This window comes from Aeromonas sp. 2692-1, assembly GCF_013085505.1.
Lineage (GTDB): Bacteria > Pseudomonadota > Gammaproteobacteria > Enterobacterales > Aeromonadaceae > Aeromonas > Aeromonas hydrophila.
The window spans coordinates 2,119,697-2,141,381 of the sequence record NZ_CP038513.1 but is presented as its reverse complement, the minus strand read 5'-3'; the positions used below and the strand labels follow the sequence as shown (position 1 = coordinate 2,141,381).

General features: G+C 59.6%; 23 protein-coding genes. 10 read left to right on the top strand and 13 right to left on the bottom strand.

Annotation, left to right across the window (positions count from 1 at the left end):
- Positions 1-21: 21 nt before the first annotated feature.
- The 6 genes from E5E97_RS10420 to rpsB form a co-directional block, all read right to left on the bottom strand.
- Positions 22-879 carry a phosphatidate cytidylyltransferase gene (locus E5E97_RS10420; protein WP_005303453.1) on the bottom strand — a complete coding sequence of 286 codons (858 nt, stop codon included), beginning with the start codon at positions 877-879 and terminating at the stop codon, positions 22-24.
- Between the two features lie 26 nt (positions 880-905).
- Positions 906-1,682 carry a polyprenyl diphosphate synthase gene (gene uppS / locus E5E97_RS10415; RefSeq protein WP_017408605.1) on the bottom strand — a complete coding sequence of 259 codons (777 nt, stop codon included), beginning with the start codon at positions 1,680-1,682 and terminating at the stop codon, positions 906-908.
- 72 nt (positions 1,683-1,754) lie between these two features.
- The gene (gene frr / locus E5E97_RS10410) at positions 1,755-2,312 is read right to left on the bottom strand and encodes a ribosome recycling factor (RefSeq protein ID WP_011705096.1); all 558 of its coding nucleotides are present in this window, start codon (positions 2,310-2,312) and stop codon (positions 1,755-1,757) included.
- Positions 2,313-2,406: 94 nt separating this feature from the next.
- Entirely contained in the window at positions 2,407-3,141 is a 735-nt protein-coding gene (pyrH, locus tag E5E97_RS10405) for a UMP kinase (RefSeq protein WP_011705095.1), read from the bottom strand.
- A 71-nt stretch (positions 3,142-3,212) separates the two neighbouring features.
- Entirely contained in the window at positions 3,213-4,094 is an 882-nt protein-coding gene (gene tsf / locus E5E97_RS10400) for a translation elongation factor Ts (RefSeq protein ID WP_016349867.1), read from the bottom strand.
- Between the two features lie 104 nt (positions 4,095-4,198).
- Complete coding sequence (rpsB, locus tag E5E97_RS10395) at positions 4,199-4,927, bottom strand: 30S ribosomal protein S2 (protein WP_005303470.1); 729 nt, start codon at positions 4,925-4,927, stop codon at positions 4,199-4,201.
- Positions 4,928-5,286: 359 nt separating this feature from the next.
- Between rpsB and map the strand changes: the two genes are divergently transcribed.
- The 4 genes from map (at position 5,287) to E5E97_RS10375 (ending at position 10,332) form a co-directional block, all read left to right on the top strand.
- Positions 5,287-6,075 (top strand): type I methionyl aminopeptidase, encoded by a 789-nt coding sequence (gene map / locus E5E97_RS10390; RefSeq protein ID WP_011705093.1) that lies wholly within the window; start codon positions 5,287-5,289, stop codon positions 6,073-6,075.
- A gap of 97 nt (positions 6,076-6,172) precedes the next feature.
- Positions 6,173-8,827: a bifunctional uridylyltransferase/uridylyl-removing protein GlnD gene (glnD, locus tag E5E97_RS10385; protein WP_118881728.1), complete on the top strand. Its 2,655-nt coding sequence runs from the start codon at positions 6,173-6,175 to the stop codon at positions 8,825-8,827.
- 166 nt (positions 8,828-8,993) lie between these two features.
- On the top strand, positions 8,994-9,821 hold the full coding sequence (gene dapD, locus E5E97_RS10380) for a 2,3,4,5-tetrahydropyridine-2,6-dicarboxylate N-succinyltransferase (RefSeq protein WP_005303473.1): 828 nt from the start codon (positions 8,994-8,996) through the stop codon (positions 9,819-9,821).
- A 127-nt stretch (positions 9,822-9,948) separates the two neighbouring features.
- Positions 9,949-10,332, top strand: coding sequence for a DUF3461 family protein (locus E5E97_RS10375; protein ID WP_011705091.1), 384 nt, complete (start codon positions 9,949-9,951; stop codon positions 10,330-10,332).
- A 179-nt stretch (positions 10,333-10,511) separates the two neighbouring features.
- On the opposite strand, the gene ptsG is transcribed toward E5E97_RS10375, so the two are convergent.
- From ptsG to E5E97_RS10345, 6 genes are all read right to left on the bottom strand, one after another.
- The gene (gene ptsG / locus E5E97_RS10370) at positions 10,512-11,942 is read right to left on the bottom strand and encodes a PTS glucose transporter subunit IIBC (protein WP_011705090.1); all 1,431 of its coding nucleotides are present in this window, start codon (positions 11,940-11,942) and stop codon (positions 10,512-10,514) included.
- A 432-nt stretch (positions 11,943-12,374) separates the two neighbouring features.
- Positions 12,375-13,346, bottom strand: a complete 972-nt coding sequence (locus E5E97_RS10365; protein WP_164927569.1) for a MalM family protein — start codon at positions 13,344-13,346, stop codon at positions 12,375-12,377.
- A 91-nt stretch (positions 13,347-13,437) separates the two neighbouring features.
- Positions 13,438-14,754, bottom strand: coding sequence for a maltoporin (locus E5E97_RS10360; protein ID WP_041217213.1), 1,317 nt, complete (start codon positions 14,752-14,754; stop codon positions 13,438-13,440).
- Positions 14,755-15,282: 528 nt separating this feature from the next.
- The gene (locus E5E97_RS10355; protein ID WP_011705087.1) at positions 15,283-15,723 is read right to left on the bottom strand and encodes a flavodoxin; all 441 of its coding nucleotides are present in this window, start codon (positions 15,721-15,723) and stop codon (positions 15,283-15,285) included.
- 76 nt (positions 15,724-15,799) lie between these two features.
- On the bottom strand, positions 15,800-16,573 hold the full coding sequence (gene truC / locus E5E97_RS10350) for a tRNA pseudouridine(65) synthase TruC (RefSeq protein WP_029303719.1): 774 nt from the start codon (positions 16,571-16,573) through the stop codon (positions 15,800-15,802).
- A complete protein-coding gene (locus tag E5E97_RS10345; RefSeq protein ID WP_011705085.1) occupies positions 16,570-16,905 on the bottom strand; it encodes a YqcC family protein in 336 nt (111 codons plus the stop codon). The genes truC and E5E97_RS10345 overlap by 4 nt, the downstream gene beginning before the upstream one ends.
- A 261-nt stretch (positions 16,906-17,166) precedes the next feature.
- On the opposite strand from E5E97_RS10345, the gene E5E97_RS10340 reads away from it, so the two are divergent.
- From E5E97_RS10340 to E5E97_RS10320, 5 genes are all read left to right on the top strand, one after another.
- Positions 17,167-18,195, top strand: a complete 1,029-nt coding sequence (locus E5E97_RS10340) for a DUF3549 family protein (RefSeq protein WP_171280241.1) — start codon at positions 17,167-17,169, stop codon at positions 18,193-18,195.
- 69 nt (positions 18,196-18,264) lie between these two features.
- On the top strand, positions 18,265-18,564 hold the full coding sequence (locus E5E97_RS10335) for a DUF3301 domain-containing protein (protein ID WP_011705083.1): 300 nt from the start codon (positions 18,265-18,267) through the stop codon (positions 18,562-18,564).
- Positions 18,565-18,621: 57 nt separating this feature from the next.
- Positions 18,622-18,858, top strand: a complete 237-nt coding sequence (locus E5E97_RS10330) for a DUF2789 domain-containing protein (RefSeq protein ID WP_045790439.1) — start codon at positions 18,622-18,624, stop codon at positions 18,856-18,858.
- A gap of 88 nt (positions 18,859-18,946) precedes the next feature.
- Positions 18,947-19,243, top strand: coding sequence for a hypothetical protein (locus E5E97_RS10325; protein WP_042067584.1), 297 nt, complete (start codon positions 18,947-18,949; stop codon positions 19,241-19,243).
- Positions 19,244-19,246: 3 nt separating this feature from the next.
- Positions 19,247-20,032 (top strand): Zn-ribbon-containing protein, encoded by a 786-nt coding sequence (locus tag E5E97_RS10320; protein WP_041217208.1) that lies wholly within the window; start codon positions 19,247-19,249, stop codon positions 20,030-20,032.
- A 69-nt stretch (positions 20,033-20,101) separates the two neighbouring features.
- On the opposite strand, the gene syd is transcribed toward E5E97_RS10320, so the two are convergent.
- Complete coding sequence (gene syd / locus E5E97_RS10315; protein ID WP_011705080.1) at positions 20,102-20,650, bottom strand: SecY-interacting protein; 549 nt, start codon at positions 20,648-20,650, stop codon at positions 20,102-20,104.
- 157 nt (positions 20,651-20,807) lie between these two features.
- Between syd and queF the strand changes: the two genes are divergently transcribed.
- A complete protein-coding gene (gene queF, locus E5E97_RS10310) occupies positions 20,808-21,656 on the top strand; it encodes an NADPH-dependent 7-cyano-7-deazaguanine reductase QueF (protein WP_073349209.1) in 849 nt (282 codons plus the stop codon).
- Positions 21,657-21,685 lie beyond the last annotated feature (29 nt).

Here is a 21,685-nt window from a genome sequence, read left to right as displayed (position 1 = left end):
GCAGACTCATCAGACTGAGCATCAAAACTCCTGGCTGAGCAGCAGATAGCTGAGCAGGAATACCGGCAGCGCGGCGGTCAGGCTGTCGATCCGGTCGAGGATGCCACCGTGGCCGGGCAACAGGGTGCCTGAATCCTTGATGCCGGCTTCGCGCTTGAACATGCTCTCGGTGAGATCGCCCAGCACCGATGCCAGCACCGCCAGCAAGGAGCAGAACAGCACGATGGCCATCTTGGCGGGCACGAAGCCCATGAACCAGGTTACCCCGACCGCCAGCAGGCTGGCGGTAAACAGGCCACCACACATGCCTTCGATGGTTTTGCCGGGGCTCACGGCCGGCGCCAGCTTGTGTTTGCCGAACGCCTTGCCGAAAAAATACGCGCCAGAATCTGCCGCCCAGACCAGTCCCATCACGAACAGCAGGATCCAGGCCCCCATCATGGGGTCGTGATAGAAGTTGTAACCACGGATGGCCACCAGGGACCAGAAGAAGGGGACCAGGGTCACCAGGCCGAACAGGGACTTGAGCCAGATGGACTCCTTCCACAGCTTGGCGCTCTGGGGGTAGCGCAACACCAGCAGCAACCCCAGCAGCCACCAGCTGACGGCGGTCCAGAGCACGCCCATCACCAGCGGATGCAGATGAGGAGTCCACAGCTGCTCCACCGGCAGCCAGAACAGGCTGGCCCCGAGCAGCAGGCAGTACACCAGCGGCAGCCACTGCTGCGGCTTGGCAGAGACGAAGCCGCTCCACTCGCGGCTGGCCAACAGAAATACCAGGGATGCCAACAGGGCAAAGAATTTCAACGGCAGAAAAAACAGCGCCCCCAACACCAGGGGAACCAGTAGCAATGCGGTAATAATTCGTTGTTTTAGCAAAAGAAGCCTCTCTCTTGGGAGGGGGGTTAGCCGGTCTGTTGCTCGGCAATCAATTCCCGAATCTGTTCACCCGTGCAGCCGAAACGACGCTCACGGGCCACGAAGGAGGCAACGGCCTCGCTGAACTCGGCCTCGTTGAAATCAGGCCACAGCACCGGGGTAAAATAGAGCTCGGCATAGGCGAGCTGCCATAACACAAAATTGCTGATGCGATGATCGCCCCCGGTGCGGATCAGCAGATCCACCGGCGGCAGGTCGGCCATGCATACCTCGCGGCCAAGCATGGCTTCATCTATCTGGTCGGCAGCCAGTTCCCCGCTCGCCACGGCACGGGCCAGCTTGCGGGCCGCCTGGGCGATGTCCCACTGACCACCATAATTGGCGGCGATATTGAGGGTCAGCCCCTGATTGTTGGCGGTCAGCGCCTCCGCCTTGGCAATCTTGGCCTGCAGACGCTCGCTGAAACGGGCGGTATCGCCGATCACCTTGAGCCGGATGCCGTTGCTGTGCAGCTTCTGCACCTCACGGCCCAGCACCGTCATGAACAGCTCCATCAAGGCGCTGACCTCCCCTTCCGGGCGACGCCAGTTCTCGCTGGAAAACGCAAACAGGGTCAGCGCGTCTATCTTGGCCCGCGCAGCAAAGGTTACCGCCTCGCGAACAGACTTCACGCCTGCCTTGTGGCCATAGACCCGCATCTTGCCACGGTTCTGGGCCCAACGTCCGTTGCCGTCCATGATGATGGCGACGTGACGAGGCAAGGACGAATTGGCGCAATCACCTACGGCTGCCAAAAGCGACATTCATTTCTCCCACAAAGACAAAAGCGCCGTGCAGGGGCACTACACGGCGCTCGTAATATACCTGTCAGAGGCTTAGATTTCCATTAGCTCCTTTTCCTTCAGGGCCAGTGCTTCGTCTACCAGCTTGATGAAGGAATCGGTCAGCTTCTGGATCTCTTCCTGAGCACGACGGTCGTCGTCTTCGGAGATCTCTTTGTCTTTGAGCAGCGCTTTCAGGTCGGCGTTGGCATCGCGACGGATGTTGCGCACGGCAACCCGGGCACCTTCCGCTTCGGCACGCACGATCTTGGTCAGGTCGCGGCGACGCTCTTCGGTCAGCGGCGGCAGCGGCACGCGCAGGGTCTGCCCGTTGCTGGACGGGTTGAGGCCCAGATCGGAGGTCAGGATGGCCTTTTCCACCGCCTGGATCATGGAGCGGTCAAAGATGGAGATGGAGAGGGTGCGGGCATCTTCAGCCACCACGTTGGCCAACTGTTTCAGAGGAGTGGCCGCACCGTAATACTCCACCTGGATACCGTCGAGCAGGCTCGGGTGAGCACGGCCGGTACGGATCTTGGACATCTGGGTCTTGAGCGACTCTACGCTCTTGGCCATGCGGTCCTTGGCGTCGTTTTTAATCTCGTTGATCACAGTGGTTTTCCTTTTGGCGAACGAGCCGTCAACCGGCCCGTATCTATCTTATTGGCTGGCGTCATGGACAAACGAGCCGAAGCTCACGCTTGTCTCACTTGCTGACGTGATGGATCAGGGTACCTTCCGGCTCGCCCATGATCACCCGACGCAGCGCACCCGGCTTGTTCATGTTGAACACCCGGATCGGCAGATCGTGGTCGCGGGCCAGAGTAAAAGCAGCAAGATCCATTACTTTGAGTTCTTTTTCAAGAACTTCATCATAACTCAGTTCATGGCACAGCACGGCATCCGGGTTCTTGACCGGATCGTCGGTGAACACGCCATCGACCTTGGTGGCCTTGAGCACGACGTCAGCTTCGATCTCGATCCCGCGCAGACAGGCCGCAGAATCGGTAGTGAAGAAGGGGTTGCCGGTACCGGCGGAGAAGATCACCACCTTGCCGGCGCGCAGCTGGCTGATGGCTTCGGCCCAGACATAGGAGTCACAGATGCCTTGCAGGGAGATGGCAGACATCAGACGGGCATTCACATAAGCACGATGCAGGGCATCACGCATGGCCAGACCGTTCATCACGGTAGCCAGCATACCCATGTGGTCGCCCACCACGCGGTTCATGCCCGCCTTGGCAAGACCGGCACCACGGAACAGGTTGCCGCCACCGATGACCAGACCGACCTGAACACCCAGCTCAACCAGTTCTTTGATCTCTTGGGCCATCCGATCCAGCACCGCCGGATCAATGCCAAAACCCTCGGATCCTTGCAGGGCTTCACCACTCAACTTCAGAAGAACACGTCTGTATGCAGGCTTGGGATTGGTACTCATGTCACTGATTCCTGGTCATATAAAGACCGCGACATAAGTCGCGGTCTGGGGAAACGGAAAAACCGGTTCGATTAGGCCTTTTGAGCGGCCGCGATTTGGGCTGCAACTTCCGCAGCGAAATCGGTCTCTTGCTTCTCGATGCCTTCGCCCACTTCGAAACGGGTGAAGGAAACAACGTCAGCGCCTTCTTTCTTCAGCAGCTCGGCAACGGTCATGGAAGGATCTTTCACGAACGGTTGACCAGTCAGGGAAACCTCACCGGTGAACTTCTTCATGCGGCCTTCAACCATTTTCTCGGCGATCTCTTTCGGCTTGCCAGAGTTGATGGCGATGTCGATCTGGATTTCGCGCTCTTTGGCAACGACTTCGGCAGATACATCTTCCGGCTTGACGAATTGCGGGCTGTTGGCAGCAACGTGCATGGCCAGATCTTTGGCCAGCTCGTCGGAACCACCGGCCAGCTTGGTGATAACACCGATGCGGGAGCCGTGAACGTAGGTGCCCAGGTTGTCACCTTCAACCAGCATCACGCGACGCAGGTTCATGTTCTCACCGATCTTGGCGATCAGGTTGGTGATGGTCAGCTCAACGGACTCGCCGTTACCGAAGTCGGCGGCTTTCAGCGCGTCAACGTCAGCGATCTTCTGGGTAGCGGCGATTTCAACGATTTTCTGACCCATGGCCAGGAAGCCGGCATCCTTGGAAACGAAGTCAGTCTCGCAGTTCAGCTCGATCATGACGGCAACGTTGCCTTCGGTACGGGCGAAGATCACACCTTCAGCGGCGATACGGCCAGCTTTCTTGGCGGCTTTGGCCTGACCGGATTTGCGCATGTTTTCGATAGCCAGTTCGATATCACCGTTGGCTTCTTCCAGTGCTTTTTTGCAATCCATCATGCCAGCGGCGGTGCGCTCGCGCAGTTCTTTTACCAGGGCGGCAGAAATGTTTGCCATGTCCAGTATCCTCGGTCTTGAATTGACAAGAAACAGGGGCCACAAGGGCCCCTGCTAACCAATTACATCAGCTTGGTTAATAAGGGCTTTGCAGTCCTTATCAATTACTCAGCTTCAACGAAGCCATCTTGTTCGGCTTGAACAACGATGTCCTGAGCGCGAGCTTCCAGTACGGTGTCAGCAGCAGCATTCAGGTACAGCTGAACGGCACGGATAGCGTCGTCGTTACCCGGGATGACATAGTCAACGCCGTCCGGGTTGGAGTTGGTATCAACGATGGAAACTACCGGGATACCCAGGTTGTTGGCTTCTTTGATAGCGATGTGCTCGTGGTCGGCATCGACAACGAACAGAACGTCAGGCAGGCCGCCCATGTTCTTGATACCACCCAGGCTCTTCTCCAGCTTTTCCATTTCGCGAGTACGCATCAGCGCCTCTTTCTTGGTCAGCTTGTCGAAGGTACCGTCTTGGCTCTGGGTTTCCAGATCTTTCAGGCGCTTGATGGACTGACGAACGGTTTTCCAGTTGGTCAGCATGCCGCCCAGCCAGCGGTGGTTAACATAGAACTGGTCGCAACGCTCAGCGGCTTCTTTTACGGCTTCAGACGCGGCACGCTTGGTACCTACGAACAGTACCTTGCCCTTCTTGGCAGCTACGGAGCTGATGAAGTTCATGGCATCGTCAAACATCGGAACGGTTTTTTCCAGGTTGATGATGTGAACCTTGCTGCGGGCACCGAAGATGTAGGATTTCATTTTCGGGTTCCAGTAACGAGTCTGGTGACCGAAGTGAACGCCGGCTTGCAGCATGTCGCGCATAGAAACTTTAGCCATTTTATACCTCTATTGGGGTTAGGCCTCCACACATCCCATATAACCGACCCGTTAAGGCACCCCGGCATATGTGTCGATGTGTGTGTGTTGTTTAAGTAAGGGTGATGGCATGAGGACACAAGTTCCCCATTCCGGCGCGCTTTATACCATAACTTTGGTCAGGACACCACCAGCCGAACCGCTAAAAATGGATCCCTGGGTAGCATGCTGCAGTGCTGATTTGACGCTGTGATGACAATCACACTGGAAGTAAACGGGGGTTGGGGATAAAATTTTGGCCTGATTGCAAACGCATCTATTTTTCATTACCTGATTGCCGGACATCGATAGATGCGCGATCAGGTCCCAAGAGAGATCCCATGTCCATTAAAATCAAGACACCGGAAGAGATTGAAAAGATGCGCGTTGCCGGCCAACTGGCCGCCGATGTGCTGGTCATGATCGCCCCCCACGTCAAGGCGGGCGTCACCACCGACGAACTGAACACCCTCTGCCACGACTACATCGTCGACGTGCAGCAGGCCATCCCTGCGCCGCTCAACTACCATGGCTTCCCCAAGTCCATCTGCACCTCGGTGAACGATGTGATCTGCCACGGCATCCCGAACCACAAGAAACTGCGGGAAGGGGACATCATCAACCTGGACATCACCGTCATCAAGGATGGCTACCACGGCGATACCTCGGCCATGTTCATCGTGGGTGAGACCACTCCGCTGCGCCGTCAGCTGTGCAAGGTCGCCCAGGAGAGCCTCTACGCCGCCATCAAGCAGGTGCGTCCGGGCATGTGCATCACCGAGATCGGCGCCGTGATCCAGCCCATCGTCGAGAAGGCCGGTTTCTCCGTGGTGCGCGACTATTGTGGCCACGGCATCGGGGCCGAGTTCCATGAAGAGCCGCAGATCCTGCACTATCGCAACGGCGGCAAGCAGGAGCTCAAGCCGGGCATGTGCTTCACCATCGAGCCCATGGTCAACAGCAAGAAGTACCACTGCAAGGTCAATCCGAAGGATGGCTGGACCGTGACCACCAAGGATGGCGGCGACTCCGCCCAGTGGGAACACACCCTGCTGGTGACCGAGGATGGCTGCGAGGTGCTGACCCTGCGCCCGGATGACACTATCGACCGTCTCATCAAACACGGTTAACATCAAACCCCGGCCTCCCGCCGGGGTTTTGTTTTTATCAGCCGCGACCCCGTGCGAAAACAGCGCACATGCGTGCGACAGTAGAGTATGAGACGCCATGGATGCCAGCCTGCTTTCCCCCCACCTGTTACCCGACGCTCAGCTCACCCGCGAGAACTGCAAGGAGTACCTGAGCCGTTTTCTCGGCTGGCTGCACGCCCGCTTCGATGCCGGTGACAACATCATCGAACTGGTGGCCACCCGCTCCGAATACATGGACGAGTTGCTGACCCGGTTGTGGCAAAAGTTCGGCTTCGACAAGACGGAGCTCACCCTGATCGCGGTGGGCGGCTATGGCCGCGGCGAACTGCACCCCCACTCCGACATCGACCTGCTGATCCTCTACGAAGGGGACGAGCTGGACGAGGTGCTGGGGCTGCGCATCGGCGAATTCATCACCCTGCTGTGGGATCTCAAGCTGGAGGTGGGCCAGGCGGTGCGCAACGTGGCCGAGTGCCTCGAGCAGGGACGCGGCGATATCACGGTCGCCACCAACCTCATCGAGGCGCGCTACATCACCGGCCGCGAGGCGGGCTTCCAGCAGCTCAAGGAAGCCACCGGCCCCCAGCACTTCTGGCCGAGCGAGCAGTTCTTCAAGGCCAAGCGCGAAGAGCAGGCCCTGCGCCACCAGCAGTTTCTCGGCACCGCCTACAAGCTGGAGCCGGATCTCAAGAGCAATCCCGGCGGCCTGCGCGACATCCAGACCCTCGCCTGGGTGGCTCGCCGCCACTTCGGCGCCACCACCCTGTTCGAGATGACCAGCCACGGCTTCCTCAACCGGGCCGAGTATCGCGAGCTGCTCGATTGCCAGAATTTTCTGTGGAAGGTGCGTTTCGCCCTGCACATGGCCATCAACAAGGGCGACAACCGGCTGCTGTTCGACCGCCAGCGTACCGTGGCCCAGATGCTGGGCTTCGAGGGGGAAGGCAACGCCCCGGTCGAGCAGATGATGAAGCGCTTCTACCAGACGGTGCGGCGGGTCTCCGAGCTCAATGAGATGCTGCTGCAGCTGTTTGACGAGGCGATCCTTGGCAACACCGCCATGGACGTGCGCCGCCTCTCCGACGAGTTCCAGCTGCGCGGTCGCCTCATCGATGCGGTGGATTCCGAGCTGTTCGGCCGCGAGCCCACCGCCATCCTGCGCCTCTTCTACCAGATAGCCCAGCATCCGGAGATTGCCGGCATCCACTCCGCCACCCTGCGCCAGCTGCGCGAGGCGCGCCGCAAGCTCAACTGCTGGCTGCAGGATCTACCGGAATGCCGCCGCCTGTTCATGGCGCTGCTGCGCCACCCCAACGGCATCGGCCAGCCGCTCACCCTGATGCACAAGTACGGCATCCTGGCCGCCTACCTGCCCCAGTGGAACCTCATCGTCGGCCAGATGCAGTTCGACATGTTCCACGCCTACACGGTGGATGAACACACCCACCGGCTGCTCAAGAACATTCACCAGTTTCCCAACCCGGCCAGCCGCCAGACTCACCCGCTCTGCCACGAGGTGTTCACCCGGCTGCGCAAGCCGGAGCTGCTCAGCATCGCCGCCCTGTTCCACGACATCGCCAAGGGGCGGCGTGGCGATCACTCAGAGCTCGGCGCCGTCGATGCGCTGGAGTTCTGCCAGCTGCACGGTCTGGATCGCTACGAGAGCCGGCTGGTCGCCTGGCTGGTACGTCATCACCTGCTGATGTCAGTCACCGCCCAGCGCCGCGACATCTATGACCCCGAGGTGGTCACCGACTTTGCCCAGAAGGTGCGCGACGAGCAGCACCTCGACCTGCTTTATTGCCTGACCGTGGCCGATATCTGCGCCACCAACGACACCCTCTGGAACGACTGGAAAGGCACCCTGCTGCGCGAGCTCTACTTCGCCACCCAGAAGGCGCTGCGCCAGGGGCTGGAAAATCCGCCCGACATGCGTCTCAAGATCCGCGAAAACCAGCGCCAGGCCAAGCAGATCCTGGCCCAGCGCGACGTGCCGGAGGAGGCCATCAACCAGCTCTGGAGCGACTTCAAGGCCGACTACTTCCTGCGCCATACGCCGGAGCAGATCGCCTGGCACTGCCGCAAGATCATCGAACACGGCGACAACCCGGCGCCGCTGGTGATCATCGGCAAGCACCCGACCCGCGGCGGCAGCGAGGTGTTCATCTATTGTCGCGACACCCCGAATCTGTTCGCCACCGTGGCCTCGGCGCTGGATCAGAAAAACCTCAACATCCACGACGCCCAGATCATGAATTCGCGCAGCGACTACGTGCTCGATACCTTCGTGGTGCTCGAGCCCAACGGCGAGCCCATCAGCCCCAACCGCACCGCCACCATCAAGAAGGCGCTGGAGAAGGCGCTGCAGGAGCCGGGCAAGCTGGTGCTGCGCAGCAAGCCCCTGTCACGGCGCCACCGCCAGTTCAGCGTGCCGACCCGGGTGGTCTTTCTGCCCCACAAGGGGGAGACCCGCCACACCCTGCTGGAGCTGACCGCGCTCGATACCCCGGGGCTGCTGGCCCGCATCGGCGCCGTGTTCCAGCAGTGCGGCCTGTCGCTCCATGCCGCCAAGATCACCACCATCGGCGAGCGGGTGGAGGACTTTTTCAGCCTCACCACCCTGGCCGGCGAGCCGTTGACCCAGGCCGAGCAGCAGGCGCTGGAGGAGCGGCTGGTCAACCAGCTCAACCCGCAAGAGTCGGCCGATGATGAGGGCAGGCCGGGCCTGTGAAGGCCTCACAAGACGCCGAGTCTGCCCCTGATTTATCAAACAGAACAAAAGGTTGGACCACGCCAGCACAATAAATCAGCGTTCCCCTGAAGAAATCGGCCCGAGCCCTTAAAAACAATTGGAAAAGTGTGATACAACAAATGGAATTTTTTAAAGGAAACCTGTCATGACCGAGTTGCAACAGATCATCGAAGCGGCCTTCGAGCGCCGTGATTCCATCACTCCCGGCTCCGTCGATGCCGCCACCAAGGCCGCCATCCTGCAAGCCATCGACCTGCTGGACTCCGGCAAGGCTCGCGTCGCCGAGAAGATTGCCGGCGAGTGGGTGGTACACCAGTGGTTGAAGAAGGCGGTACTGCTCTACTTCCGCATCAATGACAACGGCATCATCAAGGGTGACGACGCCCAGTACTACGACAAGGTTCCCCTCAAGTTCTCCGATTACAGCGCCGAGCAGTTCAAGGCAGCCGGTGTGCGCGTGGTGCCGCCGGCCACCGCCCGCAAAGGCTCCTTCATCGCCCCCAATACCGTGCTGATGCCCTCCTACGTCAACATCGGCGCCTTCGTCGATGAAGGCACCATGGTCGACACCTGGGCCACCGTCGGCTCCTGCGCCCAGATCGGCAAGAACGTGCACCTCTCCGGCGGCGTCGGCATCGGCGGCGTACTGGAGCCGCTGCAGGCCAACCCGACCATCATCGAAGACAACTGCTTCATCGGTGCCCGTTCCGAAGTGGTGGAAGGGGTGATCGTGGAAGAGGGCTCCGTCATCTCCATGGGCGTCTTCATCGGCCAGTCCACCCGGATCTATGACCGTGAAACCGGCGAAATCCACTACGGCCGCGTCCCGGCCGGCTCGGTGGTCGTCTCCGGCTCCCTGCCCTCCAAGTGCGGCAAGTACAGCCTGTACGCCGCCGTCATCGTCAAGAAGGTAGATGCCAAGACCCGTGCCAAGGTCGGCATCAACGCCCTGTTGCGCTCCATCGACGAGTAAGCGGTTTACGGTGATTTAAAAGGGCGCCTGATGGCGCCCTTTTGATTTTGGCGCCCCTGTCACAGGCAAGCCACACCGACTCGGTTAAGATAGATTGGTCAGGATCGTTTCAAACCGAGGAAGCCCGATGTACGAGAATCTGAAGAGCCTGGGGATCCAGGAACCCACCTCAGTGGACAGCTATACCCTGCGCCAGGAAGCCAATCACGACATCCTCAAGATCTACTTCAAGAAACAGAAGGGCGAGTTTTTCGCCAAGAGCGTCAAGTTCAAATATCCGCGCCAGCGCAAGACCATGCTGGTCGATTCGGGCACCCACGAGTACAAGGATGTCACCGAGATCAACGCCAATCTCAAGTACGTGGTGGATGAGCTCGACAACCTGACCCAGGGCGTGCACGTGCAGGCCGACCCGGACATCAAGCAGAAGATCTTGCGCGATCTGCGCCACCTGGAAAAAGTGGTGCAGAACAAGATCAGCGAAATCGAGCGGGATCTGGAAAAGCTCTAAACCGGTCTGATACTACAAAGGCGCCCATGGGCGCCTTTTCTTTGAGCTGAAGACCGATGGCAACATTGATACCGCGCCGGTCGAAACATGCACCACCGCATCCGGCTGCCCTATGACGCCCAGCAAAAAGGGAGGCTTGCGCCTCCCTTTTCAACAACTCTGGTATTCAGGCAACAGGATTAGTTGCTCTTCATCCAGATGTCCATGTCGGTTTTCAGGTTGTCGGACTTGGTACCGAAGATGGCTTGTACGCCGGAACCTGCCACAACCACACCGGCAGCGCCCAGTTTCTTCAGACCAGCCTGGTCAACCTTGGCCACGTCTTTCACACCGACCCGCAGACGGGTGATGCAGGCGTCCAGCGAAGCGATGTTATCTTTGCCACCGAAGGCAGAGACCAGTGCGGCAGACATCTCGTCCTTGCTCTGACCAACGCTCTCTTCGGCTGCTTCGTCTTCACGACCCGGGGTTTTCAGATTCATGGCACGGATGACCACGGTGAAGACCACGTAGTAGATGACGGCATAGACCAGACCCAGACCCACTAGCAGCAGCATGTGATCGGCACGCGGGGATTGCACCACGAAGTCGATGAAGCCGTTGGAGAAGGTGTGACCGTGTACCACGCCCAGAGAGTTGGTCAGCACGTAGGCCAGACCAGCCAGCACGGCGTGGATGGCGTACAGTACCGGGGCGATGAACAGGAAGGAGAATTCGATCGGCTCGGTGATACCGGTCAGGAAAGAGGTCAGGGCGGCAGAGGCCATGATACCTACGATCTTGGCGCGGTTTTCCGGCTTGGCGGAGTGCGCGATGGCAAACGCGGCGGCAGGCAGACCGAACATCTTGAACAGGTAGCCACCGGCCAGCTGACCGAAGCCGTTGCCGGCAGCGCGGGAAGCATCGTCAGCAGTCAGGAAGCAGGTCATGATGCCGTGTACGGTTTCACCGGCAGCGTTGACACAGGTACCAGCCTGATAGAAGAAAGGTACGTTCCAGATGTGGTGCAGACCGAACGGGATCAGGGAGCGCTCAACCACGCCGTAGATACCGAAGGCCAGTACCGGGTTCTGGTTGGCAGCCCAGTCGGAGAAGGCACCGATGGCAGCGCCCACCGGCGGCCAAATGACGGACAGGATCACGCCCAGGCCGATGGAGACGAAACCGGTGATGATGGGCACGGCACGTTTGCCGGCGAAGAAGCCCAGATACTCGGGCAACTGGATCTTGTAGAAGCGGTTGAACGCCCATGCGGCCACGCCACCGGCGAGGATACCGCCCAGGACGCCGGTTTCGATGGTCTCAACGCCCATCACGGGCGCCATGACCTTCAGGGTAGCGACCATGATGCCGTAGCCGACGATGGCTGACAGACCGGATACGCCGTCGTTATTGGTAAAGCCGAGGGCCACACCCACTGCGAACAGCAGGGCCATCTGACCAAATACGGAACCACCGGCCTGCTCCATCAATTGGGAGACAATTTCCGGCAACCAGCTGAAGTGGGCAGCCCCCACCCCCAGCAGAATACCTGCAACGGGCAAGACCGATACTGGCAGCATCAGCGCCTTACCGACCTTTTGCAGATTAGAGAAAGCATTTTTTAACATGTGTGCGCTCCTGAATGGAATGTCTTACCGTAGACGCTTCAGTCCAATTTATAGACGATCATCAACATCATCTCTCATCGGCATGAATTCGACGCGGGTTTGTTTATTTTGACCAGCTGAATATAACCCAGCAGATCGCAAATATCTTCCATCAGGGGTAAGCGAATAAAAAATTTGGAGGGGAGATCACAAGATAATTTCGGCGGGAATTTTCGGCTAATTACAGATATATTTCGGCATCTTCATGCTAAGCCATAAATATGAAAAGTGCTGTTTCGCATTGTATTTTAGCCAATCAAATTAATACCCAACGAAACGCATTGTAACTTAATGTAACCATTTGCTGTTTTTTCTATTTTAGTCTACCGATTAAAAAGGCCTCCAACAAGGGAGGCCTCAAATAAATATTATATTTTAAAGACCGGGCAATATTCAGCCCTTTTGGGAGCGCTTCACCGCATCAATAAAGATCGATTTAGCCTTGGTCGAACCGGCCCGCTCCGCCTCGCTGACCAGTTGCATCGCCTTGTCGATATCACCGGCTTTCACCGCTTTTTCGATCTGGGATTGATAGAAGGCCTCGGTTTCGCTCAGCATGGCGGGCGCAGGCTTGGCAGGCGCGGCTACCGCAGCGGTCGCCACAGTGCCTGCCGCAACGGCCGTCGCCGCCGGTGCAGCCTTGCTCATTGCTACCTTGTCGGCATATTCCGGCTTGAAGACCGCTTCCAGTCCCTGCCCTTTTGCCATGTCGGCCACCTTGATCTGTACCAGACCCCATGGGGAGTGCGGGATCACGGGGTCTTTGATATCCGGTTCAACCGTCCCGTTGGCTCTGGCAAACGCCTTGGAGGGGTGCAGTATGGTGGTGCTGCCTGCCAGCTTGTCGGCCGGGGCATAGACAATCATATAGGTCTCGGCCGCCGGATTGCCCGGCATGCTGCGGTCGACGAACAACTTGCCCTCAATCCTGTCGTTATCGAGCAGATGGGCCGGCTGATAGCTGAATACCGATTCACCCAGCACGCGCGTCACCTTGAACTGGGCATCCAGCATGATGACCTGTGGGATCAGCACCGTCTTGCTCACCTGGGATGCGATGCTGATGGCCAGATTGCCGGTATTGGCCGGCAGGCGATAAGCGGCGAAATAGCTCATCCCCTCGTCAAACTGAAAACTGGGTTGCTTGCTGTCGAGGGCCAGCAGAGTGTCGCCCTCCGGCAACGCCACATAATTGAAATCACTGAAAGCGGTGCAGCAGCTGGTCGCCTGCGAGAGCGCCTGCTTGGCCTGATCGGCATTACTCAGGATGGATGCATGATCCTGCACGGGGACCAACATGCTACCGGAGCAACCGGCCAACAGCGCAGTAACCACGGCTGCGATAGACATCTTTACCAGTTTCATTCTTCTTATCTCCATAACCCGGTTGCCGTTACCCGGCGAAACAAAACTGCCCCCATACGGGGGCAGTGACTAACTTAACTTAAACAGCTGCTTACCACCAAGCTTCCGCTTGAACACCAACTTGGTAGGTGTCTTTGGAGGTACCGCTTTCGAAGACTTTCTTGTCTTCGTCGTTGGCCAGGTAGGAGGCGAACACACGGATTTCAGGACGGGCCCAGAAACTGGAGCCGGCAGACCAGGCTTGAGCCAGGGTCAGCTTGTAACCGGAATCATCTTCGGTAGTACCGTTGGTGGACTTGTTCTTGTCCTTGAAGTAACCGCCTTCGAAGATGGTCTTGTTAAAGTCATCCCACTTGTACATCGGGCGAACAACGGCAGACATGGTTTCAAACTTGTCGTTGCCATCCCACATCTCGTTGCCTACACCGTAGACCAGTTGGTGACCCATCTCGAAGTTGTTGCCCATCGGGACAACACCCCAGTTGATGATACGGAAACCGTCAGCACCGTCTTTGGCTTCGGCACCGTACCAGGAACCGTCACCGTAGAAGGCCATGGTCTTGGAGTAACCTTCAGTACCGTACTGCAGAACGGTCTTGTTGAAGCCACCCAGGATGCCTTGGGTCAGTTCGGCAGTCAGCATGACGCCGTCTTTCATGTTGTTGTTTTTCAGCGGTTTCTGCGCTTCGGTCTCATTGACCAGAGCATACATGGCGCCGACTTCCAGAGAGGCTTCGCTCCACAGCGGGATACCGGCATAACGCAGGTCCAGCGTGTTGACGTTCAGATCTTCGTTCTTCACATAGTTCGGAGCTGCGCTGGTACCGGTGTTGGTGTACTCACCGAATACGTCTTTTGCGCTGCGGTCATTGCGAATCCAGGCGAAGGAGATCTTGCCAGGACCGGCCTGGATCCCTTCGATACCGGCACCGGCACCGGAGATGTTCCAGTAGTAGAAGTCAGAGATGTGGATGTCGTGACGTTGGTAGTAACGCTTACCAGCCCACAGGGTAGCTTCCGGCGCGAAGCCCAGCAGGCCCTTGGCTTGCACGTTGAACTGGCGCAGCGCGAAATCGGAGTCGCCGCTGCACTGTTTGGCATCAAAGTTACAAACGGTACCGGTACCTTCCCAGTCGTTTGAACCGTTGGAAGCCATGGCAAACATGGAGTCAACGTAGAAAGTCTTGCCGTCCTTGTTGAATACTTCCTGACCCAGCTGAACTTCGCCGTAGGTATCATTTTCGTTACCCAGACGACCAACCTTGTTCACGTTGTATTTCACCATGTCGCCGTCACCGGAAACGCCGACACCTGAACGGAAGTAGCCGTGGAAATCAACGGCGAAGGCGGCTTGGGAAGCCAGGGCTGCGGTTACTGCTGCAGCGATCGGGAGCCACTTTGCTTTCATTTTCATTTTCCTTATTCCCGCTGAGAGGAGTGTGATCCTGAATATCCAAGTTCTTATCACCATAAAAACGTTTAGGTGATAACCGAGGCCGATTATAGGTAGCCAATTTCGGGACAAACATGAGCTGATTCACAAAATGGCGACAAATCGCCCAGCATTGGCCGTGGAGGGTTTTGTACGATGATAATCAACCGAACCATGCAATAACTCACCATCAACATGGGAGTAAAAGCGAAAAGATCCATCGTGAAACCGCTACCAACCATTAATTCGCTTCGATGAATAAGTTATAAATATTCAAATTGATGACAAAAACATGACTGAAATCGCTTTCAATGGGGAACTTTTAAATTTGAGGCATGTCGGCTGCCCCCGAAATAAATCGCTGAGCAAAGCGGGGATGACGTGGAAAATAACCGGATAAATATCGGGCAAATATGGTCAGTTGAGACTGCTGATTATCGCAAAATAAACATCCCCGCCAGACGGGCTGAGCGGGGATGAATAAAGGATAAAAACGGACGATCGCTACAGTTTATTTAGCCAGCCATTGAGCCAGGCCAGCGCTGCCTTTTCCGGCTCATCGTCGACGGTGGCATCTATCTCCAGCCGGGGCAGCAGAGGACTGGCACCGAGCTCCTGCAACAGCGCATCGAGATGACGGCCGGCACCGCAGAAATGCTCGTAGCTGCTGTCCCCCATGGCGATCAGTGCATAACGCCACCCTTTCATGTAGGGGGCCCGGTCAGCCAGGGCGGTGGCCAGTGGCTGCAGATTGGGCGGAATATCACCCTGCCCCGTGGTAGCAGTGATGACCAGCAAGAATCGACTCGCATCCAGATCTGCCAGCTCGGCTTCCTCGAACACCTGGCAGCCGTGCCCCGCCTGCTCCAGCTGTGCCGCCAGCGTCTCGGCCACCAGCATGGCCGCGCCATATACGGTACCCACCACTATGTCTATCTGCGCCATCACGGACCCCTTTGACCAACATGGATGCCCAGCATGCCACAGCAACAGCTTGGGCAACACCCCGCGCTCGTCAGGCTCAGTAGTCGCTCTCGCTAGCAGGCCAGCCCAGCTCGGCAAACAGCTGCAGTACTTCCTGTCCCAGCGGCGCCTGGATCCGCATCGGCACCTTCAACACCGGGTGCTCAAAGCTGAGGGTGCGAGCCACCAGCAGCAGGCGATCGCAACCATAATGCTCGCGAAAGAAGCGGTTATGGCGGCCATCGCCGTGGGTAGTGTCACCGACGATGGGGTGAAACAAATGATCCATATGGCGGCGCAGCTGATGCTTGCGACCGGTTTTGGGGAACAGCCGAACCAGGCTGTAGCGGCTGGTGGGGTGTTTCTTGGAGACCGCATGGGGCAGCTCGACCTGATGCAGGCGACGAAACGCGGTCACCGCCTCCTGGGCCGGACGATCCGGGTCGCTCATGGCATCGGCGATCTTGTCCAATTGCTCTTTGAGCGGATAGTCGATGAGCCCCTGCTCGGGGGCCCAGCCACGCACTAGCGCCAGATACTCCTTGTGCACCTGACGGGCGGCAAAGGCTTCGGTCAGGGTGCGGGCCACGGCGGGATCGAGGGCAAACAGCAGCACCCCCGAGGTAGGCCGGTCGAGCCGGTGTACCGGGTAGACATGGCGACCGCCGATAAGATCCCGGGTCATCTGCATGGCGAAACGGGTCTCGGCCTTGTCGAGCCAGCTGCGGTGCACCAGCAGGCCGGAGGGCTTGTTGACCGCCACCAGCCAGTCATCCTGATAAAGCAGGGTCAGCTGCAAGGCGTTCTCTTCCTGTGCCTGCTCACGCATCATTGCTCAACCACTTTGCCGGAGAGCAGCAGATCGAAGCGGGCGATCAGGCGCAGCAGGGCTTCGACCTCGGCCAGCTCTTCCTTGTAGACTTCGCTGGCCATGGGATAGAGGGAGACGCTGCTGGGCAGCGGCGCCTGCAGCAGCACCAGCTGCTCCATGCGCGGGATCAGCACGAACTGCAGCCACTGATCGAAGCTCAGGGTATCGACGCAAAATGGCAGCTCGCTGGCCAGGGCCTCTTCACCCGGATGGGCCGCTTGCCAGCGTTCCAGACGTTGCAGCTCGGCGGTCAGTTCACCCAACAGGCCGGCTACCAGCAGATATTGATTCATTGCGTTCTCTTCCTCATCACCACACACCGTCCGCCGCCAATTCTGTGTCGCTGGCGGCAGGCCGAACTTTGCAAAAAAGGGCGTTACTATACACCCTCCCCCTATCCTCTGCCATGCCCCTTGCGGCCGGCAACACGGGCGAAGAACCATGGCGGCATCTGCCCCTGCGTACCGGGCCAGATGCCGGGCGGTGCGCCCCCACTGGCTATCTTGTGCAACCTCCTTATAATCGGCCCGCATCACCCTTAGCCGGATCACCTCATGTCCACCATCAATACGCTGACCGAATTCTTGACCCAGGCCGACACCCAGTTTCAACTGTTCGACATGGGCCGCCAGGTGCGACCACTGGCGAGCGACACCTTCGAGCGCATCGAGCAGCAGCAGGAGCCCTACCCCTGGCCTCTGCAGCAGCACGCCTGGCTCGGCGTCCACTTCTTCCAGCCGGCCGAATCCCGTCACTACCTGTGGTTTCTCAAGTTTGCCCTCGACGAGCGCGGTCTGCTCATCGCCAGCGGCCCCAAACACTTCATGGATCAGGTGGTGGAAACCCTGGGCTACAAGCTGACCGGCGAGCTCGACGAAGAGAAGGCCCAGCGTCTGGCGGAGAACCCCTACACCTTCCGCCCGGCCGAGGCCAAGATGGCCAGCCTGCACGCCAAACTGGCCCGTCAGCTGGAGCAGGCCCCCTCGACCTACTTCGAGGGGCTCTGCCACTATCTGGCTGCCCCAACGCCAGAGGGATGGCAGACCCTTGGCGTACAGGGCTTTGCCGATCTCGCTGAGCGGCTGCAAGATGAACGCAATCTGGCGCTGGTGTGCAAGGCGCTGCCAAAACTGCCGCAAGAGCCGCTCTACGCGCTTTGCCAGAGCCTGGAAAACGCCCCGTTGTCGCCGGCCGTACAGGGCGCCCTGTTCGAGCGCATCGGCAAGGAGCAGGAGTGTGCCGAACCGAATGCCGAGACCCTGGCCTACCTGTGTCGGGCACTGGCCTCCTGCAACGGCAGCAGCATGCGCACCAACAAACTGCTGACCCTGCTGCAAACCCAGCCGAGCCCGGCCCTGCTGCTGGCCATCGCCGGCCGGCTCTGGCCCGATCTGAAGAATGCCGACCTGCTCAGCCTGTTCCTGGAACAGCTGGCCCTGCAGCCGACCCAGTTCTTCAATCAGGTATTTGCCGAGCTGGTGACCCTGCCGGCCCTGCGCAATGATATGCTGGCCAGGCTGCGCGACCCCGAGCGCAGCGACGCCCTGGGCCAGGCCATCGGTCGTCTGTTCGCCTCGGCCTGATGATGTCGGCGACCCGCCACCATGGCGGGTCGCCTGTCGCCACGGATCACACCCCGGAAGGAGCCCGCGATGGGTGAAATGTTCGCAATCTTGCTGCTTATCCTCGGTGCCGGTGCCTTCTGGCATCAGCGGCGTCAGGCCGAGCTCGCCTGGCAATACATGCGCCGCTACTGCCAGCATCACGACCTGCAACTGCTGTCGCTGGCCCGCAGCCACCGTGCGCTGGCCCACCAGCCGCTGCGGCTGCTCACCTATTACGAGTTTGAATTCTCCAGCGATGGCGAGAGCCACTATCTGGGGCAACTGCGCATGCAGGGGCTGCAGGTGGTCGGTGTCGAGCTGCCACCCCACCGGGTGCCCACCCTGTAAATCTGCCGCCACGGGGCGGGCCTATAATGTTCAGGAATGCCTCTTGGGAGAGATGAGATGGAATTCCTGACCCACGATCTGGCCGCCCTGTTTGCCCAGCTGGGGCTGGCCAACGACGAGCTGAGCCTGCACCGCTTCATTCACGAGCACCGCTTGGACAACCAGACCCTGCTGCCGGAAGCCCCCTTCTGGAACCGCGCCCAGGCCGACTTTCTGCGCGATGCCCTGTGGAACGATGCGGACTGGTCGGAAGCCATCGACGAACTGGACGTGCTGCTGCGCCGGCCCGGCTGACCCTTGCCCCGCTGTTCAGCGCCCCGCGCTTTGGTTAAGCTCTCTGCCCGTCCAGCCCGAACCACTTTTCATCCTGCGCAGGAGTCCCATGTCAGCCCAAGAGATCATCCGCATCGCCAATGAACTGGCCGCCAAGGGGATCACCCCCTCCACCGCCATGGTCAAGGCCCGCCTCAGCCAGCCCGTCCCCATGGCCGAGCTGCTCAAAGTGCTGAGCCAGTGGAAGCAGCAACCCGCCAGTGCCCCGGAAGCCGGAAGCACAGCGCAGATGGCCCCCTCGCCCGCCGCAGAGCCCACCCTGCTGCAGCTTGCCGAACGGCTCGAGCGGCTCGAACAGAAGGTGGATCGGCTGACCGAGCTGCTGCTCCAGCAGGGGAAGCAGTAAGCCATGTACATCCTCGAACTCTGCTTTGAGTGCTACCGTGACACCTCGCTGGGCGAGGCCGAGCGGGCCATCGTCAACTACCTCGACATGCTGCGCTATCAGGGCCAGATCCTCGGCCGGGAGTTTCCCACCAGCATGCACGAGGGCTATTTCGTCAGCCGGGTGGTCTGCCCGGAGCAGGACAGCCTGCACCCCGACAACCAGAGCGAGCAGGTCAAGCTGGCGGAGCAGCAGCTCAATCAGGCCGGGCTGCTCGCCCCCAAACTCCAGTTGCAGGGGGCGGATCTGCTCTCCGACAGCACCGACCCTTGCGGCCATGATGGCGAGCGCCCCAGCTGGATGCTGCTCTACACCAGCTTCCTGCACACCTGCTCGCCGCTGCGCTGCGGTGACCACTTCGCCCCCATCCCGCTCTATCGGCTGCCGGCCGTCGCCAACGGCGACCACAAGCAGATCATCAAGTGGCAGGAGGATTGGGAGGCGTGCGATCAGCTGCAGATGAACGGCTCCATCGCCGAGCATGCGGCGCTGCATGAAATCGGTGAAGTGGGCAGCCGGCTCCAGCGCCGTGGCAGCGATCTTGGCAAGCGGCTGGAAGCCCTGACCGGCATCCCCACCTACTACTACCTCTACCGGGTGGGCGGCCGGAGTGCGGCCGAGGAGAAAGCCCGTCCCTGTCCGAGCTGCGGCGGCGAGTGGGCGCTGGCCGAACCCTTGCACGAGATCTTCGACTTCAAGTGCGATCCCTGCCGGCTGGTCGCCAACCTCTCCTGGGATTTCAAGGACTGAGCCCGACGGTGAACCAATGAAAAACGCCTTGCCGGTCGGCAAGGCGTTTTTCATTGCAACTGACGCCCTTTATTGCGGCAGGGTCTCCAACCGCTCGAGGAACGCCGGCAGTGAGGGTGCCAGCACCAACCGGCGACCCGAATCGAGCCACTCCAGCCACACCTGCCCGCTCTCGTTGTCGAGCGACACCAGCGTCATCTCGTTGCGGGTGGTGGCGATGAACAAAGAGGGTGAGCGCTTCAACTTGCGCAGCATCAGCAGATGGCCGATGAGGTTCTCCTTGAGCAAGTCGAGATCCGCCTCGTTCCAGGGCAGCACAAACTCAAGACGCAACCCCTTGTAGAGGCAAGGCACAGGGCGGCTGAACCAGCCACCAAACAGGGCCTGCGCGGCCGGATGCAGGGTCAGCTCAAGCGCCTCGTTCATAGCCGTGAAATCGGCAGGCTCGGCGCGCCGATGCGGGCGCCAGGCCACCCGCCCCTCCTTGGGCTCATCCAGCTCGCAGGGGGAGCGCCAGTCTGCCTCCCACTCGCACAGGGGCAGCCCTCGCCTCGCCTCGCCATCGCGCTGCCAGCGCAAAAAAAAGTGTTCCAGGGCAGACAAGACTTGATCCGACATCGAAATTCCCCACAATTGCTGCCAAAGTTCGCTATTGCACCATCAAAGCCATGAGCAGACAAGGTGCAGCGCGGATCGCCAGCCGGCGCTCCCCGCCTTGCCGTCCCCATCGGGCGCATGTTCTGCCATCGCCCATTCAACGTTCGAGTCAGCACACATGAGCAAACAAGAGAGATACGCCGGAGCCAGCGCCCTGCAGGGGCTGAGCCTGGGTCAACAGTCGGCCTACATCAGCCAGTACACCCCGGCCCTGCTGCAGCCAGTGCCCCGCAGCCTGAACCGCGACGACCTCGGCCTTGGCGGCGAGCTGCCGTTTCAGGGTTGCGATGTCTGGACCCTGTACGAGCTCTCCTGGCTCAATGCCAAGGGCAAGCCCATGGTCGCCGTCGGCGAGGTCTCGGTCCCCGCCACCAGCGCGAACCTCATCGAATCCAAGTCGTTCAAGCTCTACCTCAACTCCTTCAACCAGACCCGCTGTGACTCGCTGGAAGCGGTGCAGGCCATGCTGGTCAAGGACTTGAGCGCCTGTGCCGGTAGCGACGTGAGCGTCACCCTGTTCCCGCTGGCCCAGGCTCCGCACCACATTGCCGCCCTGCCGGGCGAGTGCATCGACGAGCAGGACATCGCCGTGGACTGTTACGAGTTCGATGCCGATCTGCTGCAAGGCGCGGCCGGCAGCCAGGAGGTGGAGGAGACCCTGCACAGCCACCTGCTCAAGTCCAACTGCCTGGTGACCAGCCAGCCGGACTGGGGATCCGTGGTGATCCACTATCGCGGCCCGCAGCTGGACCGGGAAAAACTGCTGCGCTACCTCATCTCGTTTCGCCAGCACAACGAGTTCCACGAGCAGTGCATCGAGCGGATCTTCACCGATCTCAAGCACTTCTGCCGCCCGAGCCAGCTGACGGTCTACGCCCGCTACACCCGCCGCGGCGGCCTGGACATCAACCCGTTTCGCAGCGACTGGGAAGTGGTGCCGGCCAACCTGCGCCTGATCCGGCAATAATCCGTCACCCCGCCGGGCCTGCAACGCTG

Coding starts and splice junctions, on each gene's coding strand:
- uppS (WP_017408605.1), bottom strand. CDS start 1,682: ATGTCGCTTTTGGCAGCCGTAGGTGATTGCGCCAATTCGTCCTTGCCT.
- pyrH (WP_011705095.1), bottom strand. CDS start 3,141: ATGAGTACCAATCCCAAGCCTGCATACAGACGTGTTCTTCTGAAGTTG.
- tsf (WP_016349867.1), bottom strand. CDS start 4,094: ATGGCAAACATTTCTGCCGCCCTGGTAAAAGAACTGCGCGAGCGCACC.
- rpsB (WP_005303470.1), bottom strand. CDS start 4,927: ATGGCTAAAGTTTCTATGCGCGACATGCTGCAAGCCGGCGTTCACTTC.
- map (WP_011705093.1), top strand. CDS start 5,287: ATGTCCATTAAAATCAAGACACCGGAAGAGATTGAAAAGATGCGCGTT.
- glnD (WP_118881728.1), top strand. CDS start 6,173: ATGGATGCCAGCCTGCTTTCCCCCCACCTGTTACCCGACGCTCAGCTC.
- dapD (WP_005303473.1), top strand. CDS start 8,994: ATGACCGAGTTGCAACAGATCATCGAAGCGGCCTTCGAGCGCCGTGAT.
- E5E97_RS10375 (WP_011705091.1), top strand. CDS start 9,949: ATGTACGAGAATCTGAAGAGCCTGGGGATCCAGGAACCCACCTCAGTG.
- ptsG (WP_011705090.1), bottom strand. CDS start 11,942: ATGTTAAAAAATGCTTTCTCTAATCTGCAAAAGGTCGGTAAGGCGCTG.
- E5E97_RS10365 (WP_164927569.1), bottom strand. CDS start 13,346: ATGAAACTGGTAAAGATGTCTATCGCAGCCGTGGTTACTGCGCTGTTG.
- E5E97_RS10360 (WP_041217213.1), bottom strand. CDS start 14,754: ATGAAAGCAAAGTGGCTCCCGATCGCTGCAGCAGTAACCGCAGCCCTG.
- E5E97_RS10355 (WP_011705087.1), bottom strand. CDS start 15,723: ATGGCGCAGATAGACATAGTGGTGGGTACCGTATATGGCGCGGCCATG.
- truC (WP_029303719.1), bottom strand. CDS start 16,573: ATGATGCGTGAGCAGGCACAGGAAGAGAACGCCTTGCAGCTGACCCTG.
- E5E97_RS10345 (WP_011705085.1), bottom strand. CDS start 16,905: ATGAATCAATATCTGCTGGTAGCCGGCCTGTTGGGTGAACTGACCGCC.
- E5E97_RS10340 (WP_171280241.1), top strand. CDS start 17,167: ATGTCCACCATCAATACGCTGACCGAATTCTTGACCCAGGCCGACACC.
- E5E97_RS10335 (WP_011705083.1), top strand. CDS start 18,265: ATGGGTGAAATGTTCGCAATCTTGCTGCTTATCCTCGGTGCCGGTGCC.
- E5E97_RS10330 (WP_045790439.1), top strand. CDS start 18,622: ATGGAATTCCTGACCCACGATCTGGCCGCCCTGTTTGCCCAGCTGGGG.
- E5E97_RS10325 (WP_042067584.1), top strand. CDS start 18,947: ATGTCAGCCCAAGAGATCATCCGCATCGCCAATGAACTGGCCGCCAAG.
- E5E97_RS10320 (WP_041217208.1), top strand. CDS start 19,247: ATGTACATCCTCGAACTCTGCTTTGAGTGCTACCGTGACACCTCGCTG.
- syd (WP_011705080.1), bottom strand. CDS start 20,650: ATGTCGGATCAAGTCTTGTCTGCCCTGGAACACTTTTTTTTGCGCTGG.
- queF (WP_073349209.1), top strand. CDS start 20,808: ATGAGCAAACAAGAGAGATACGCCGGAGCCAGCGCCCTGCAGGGGCTG.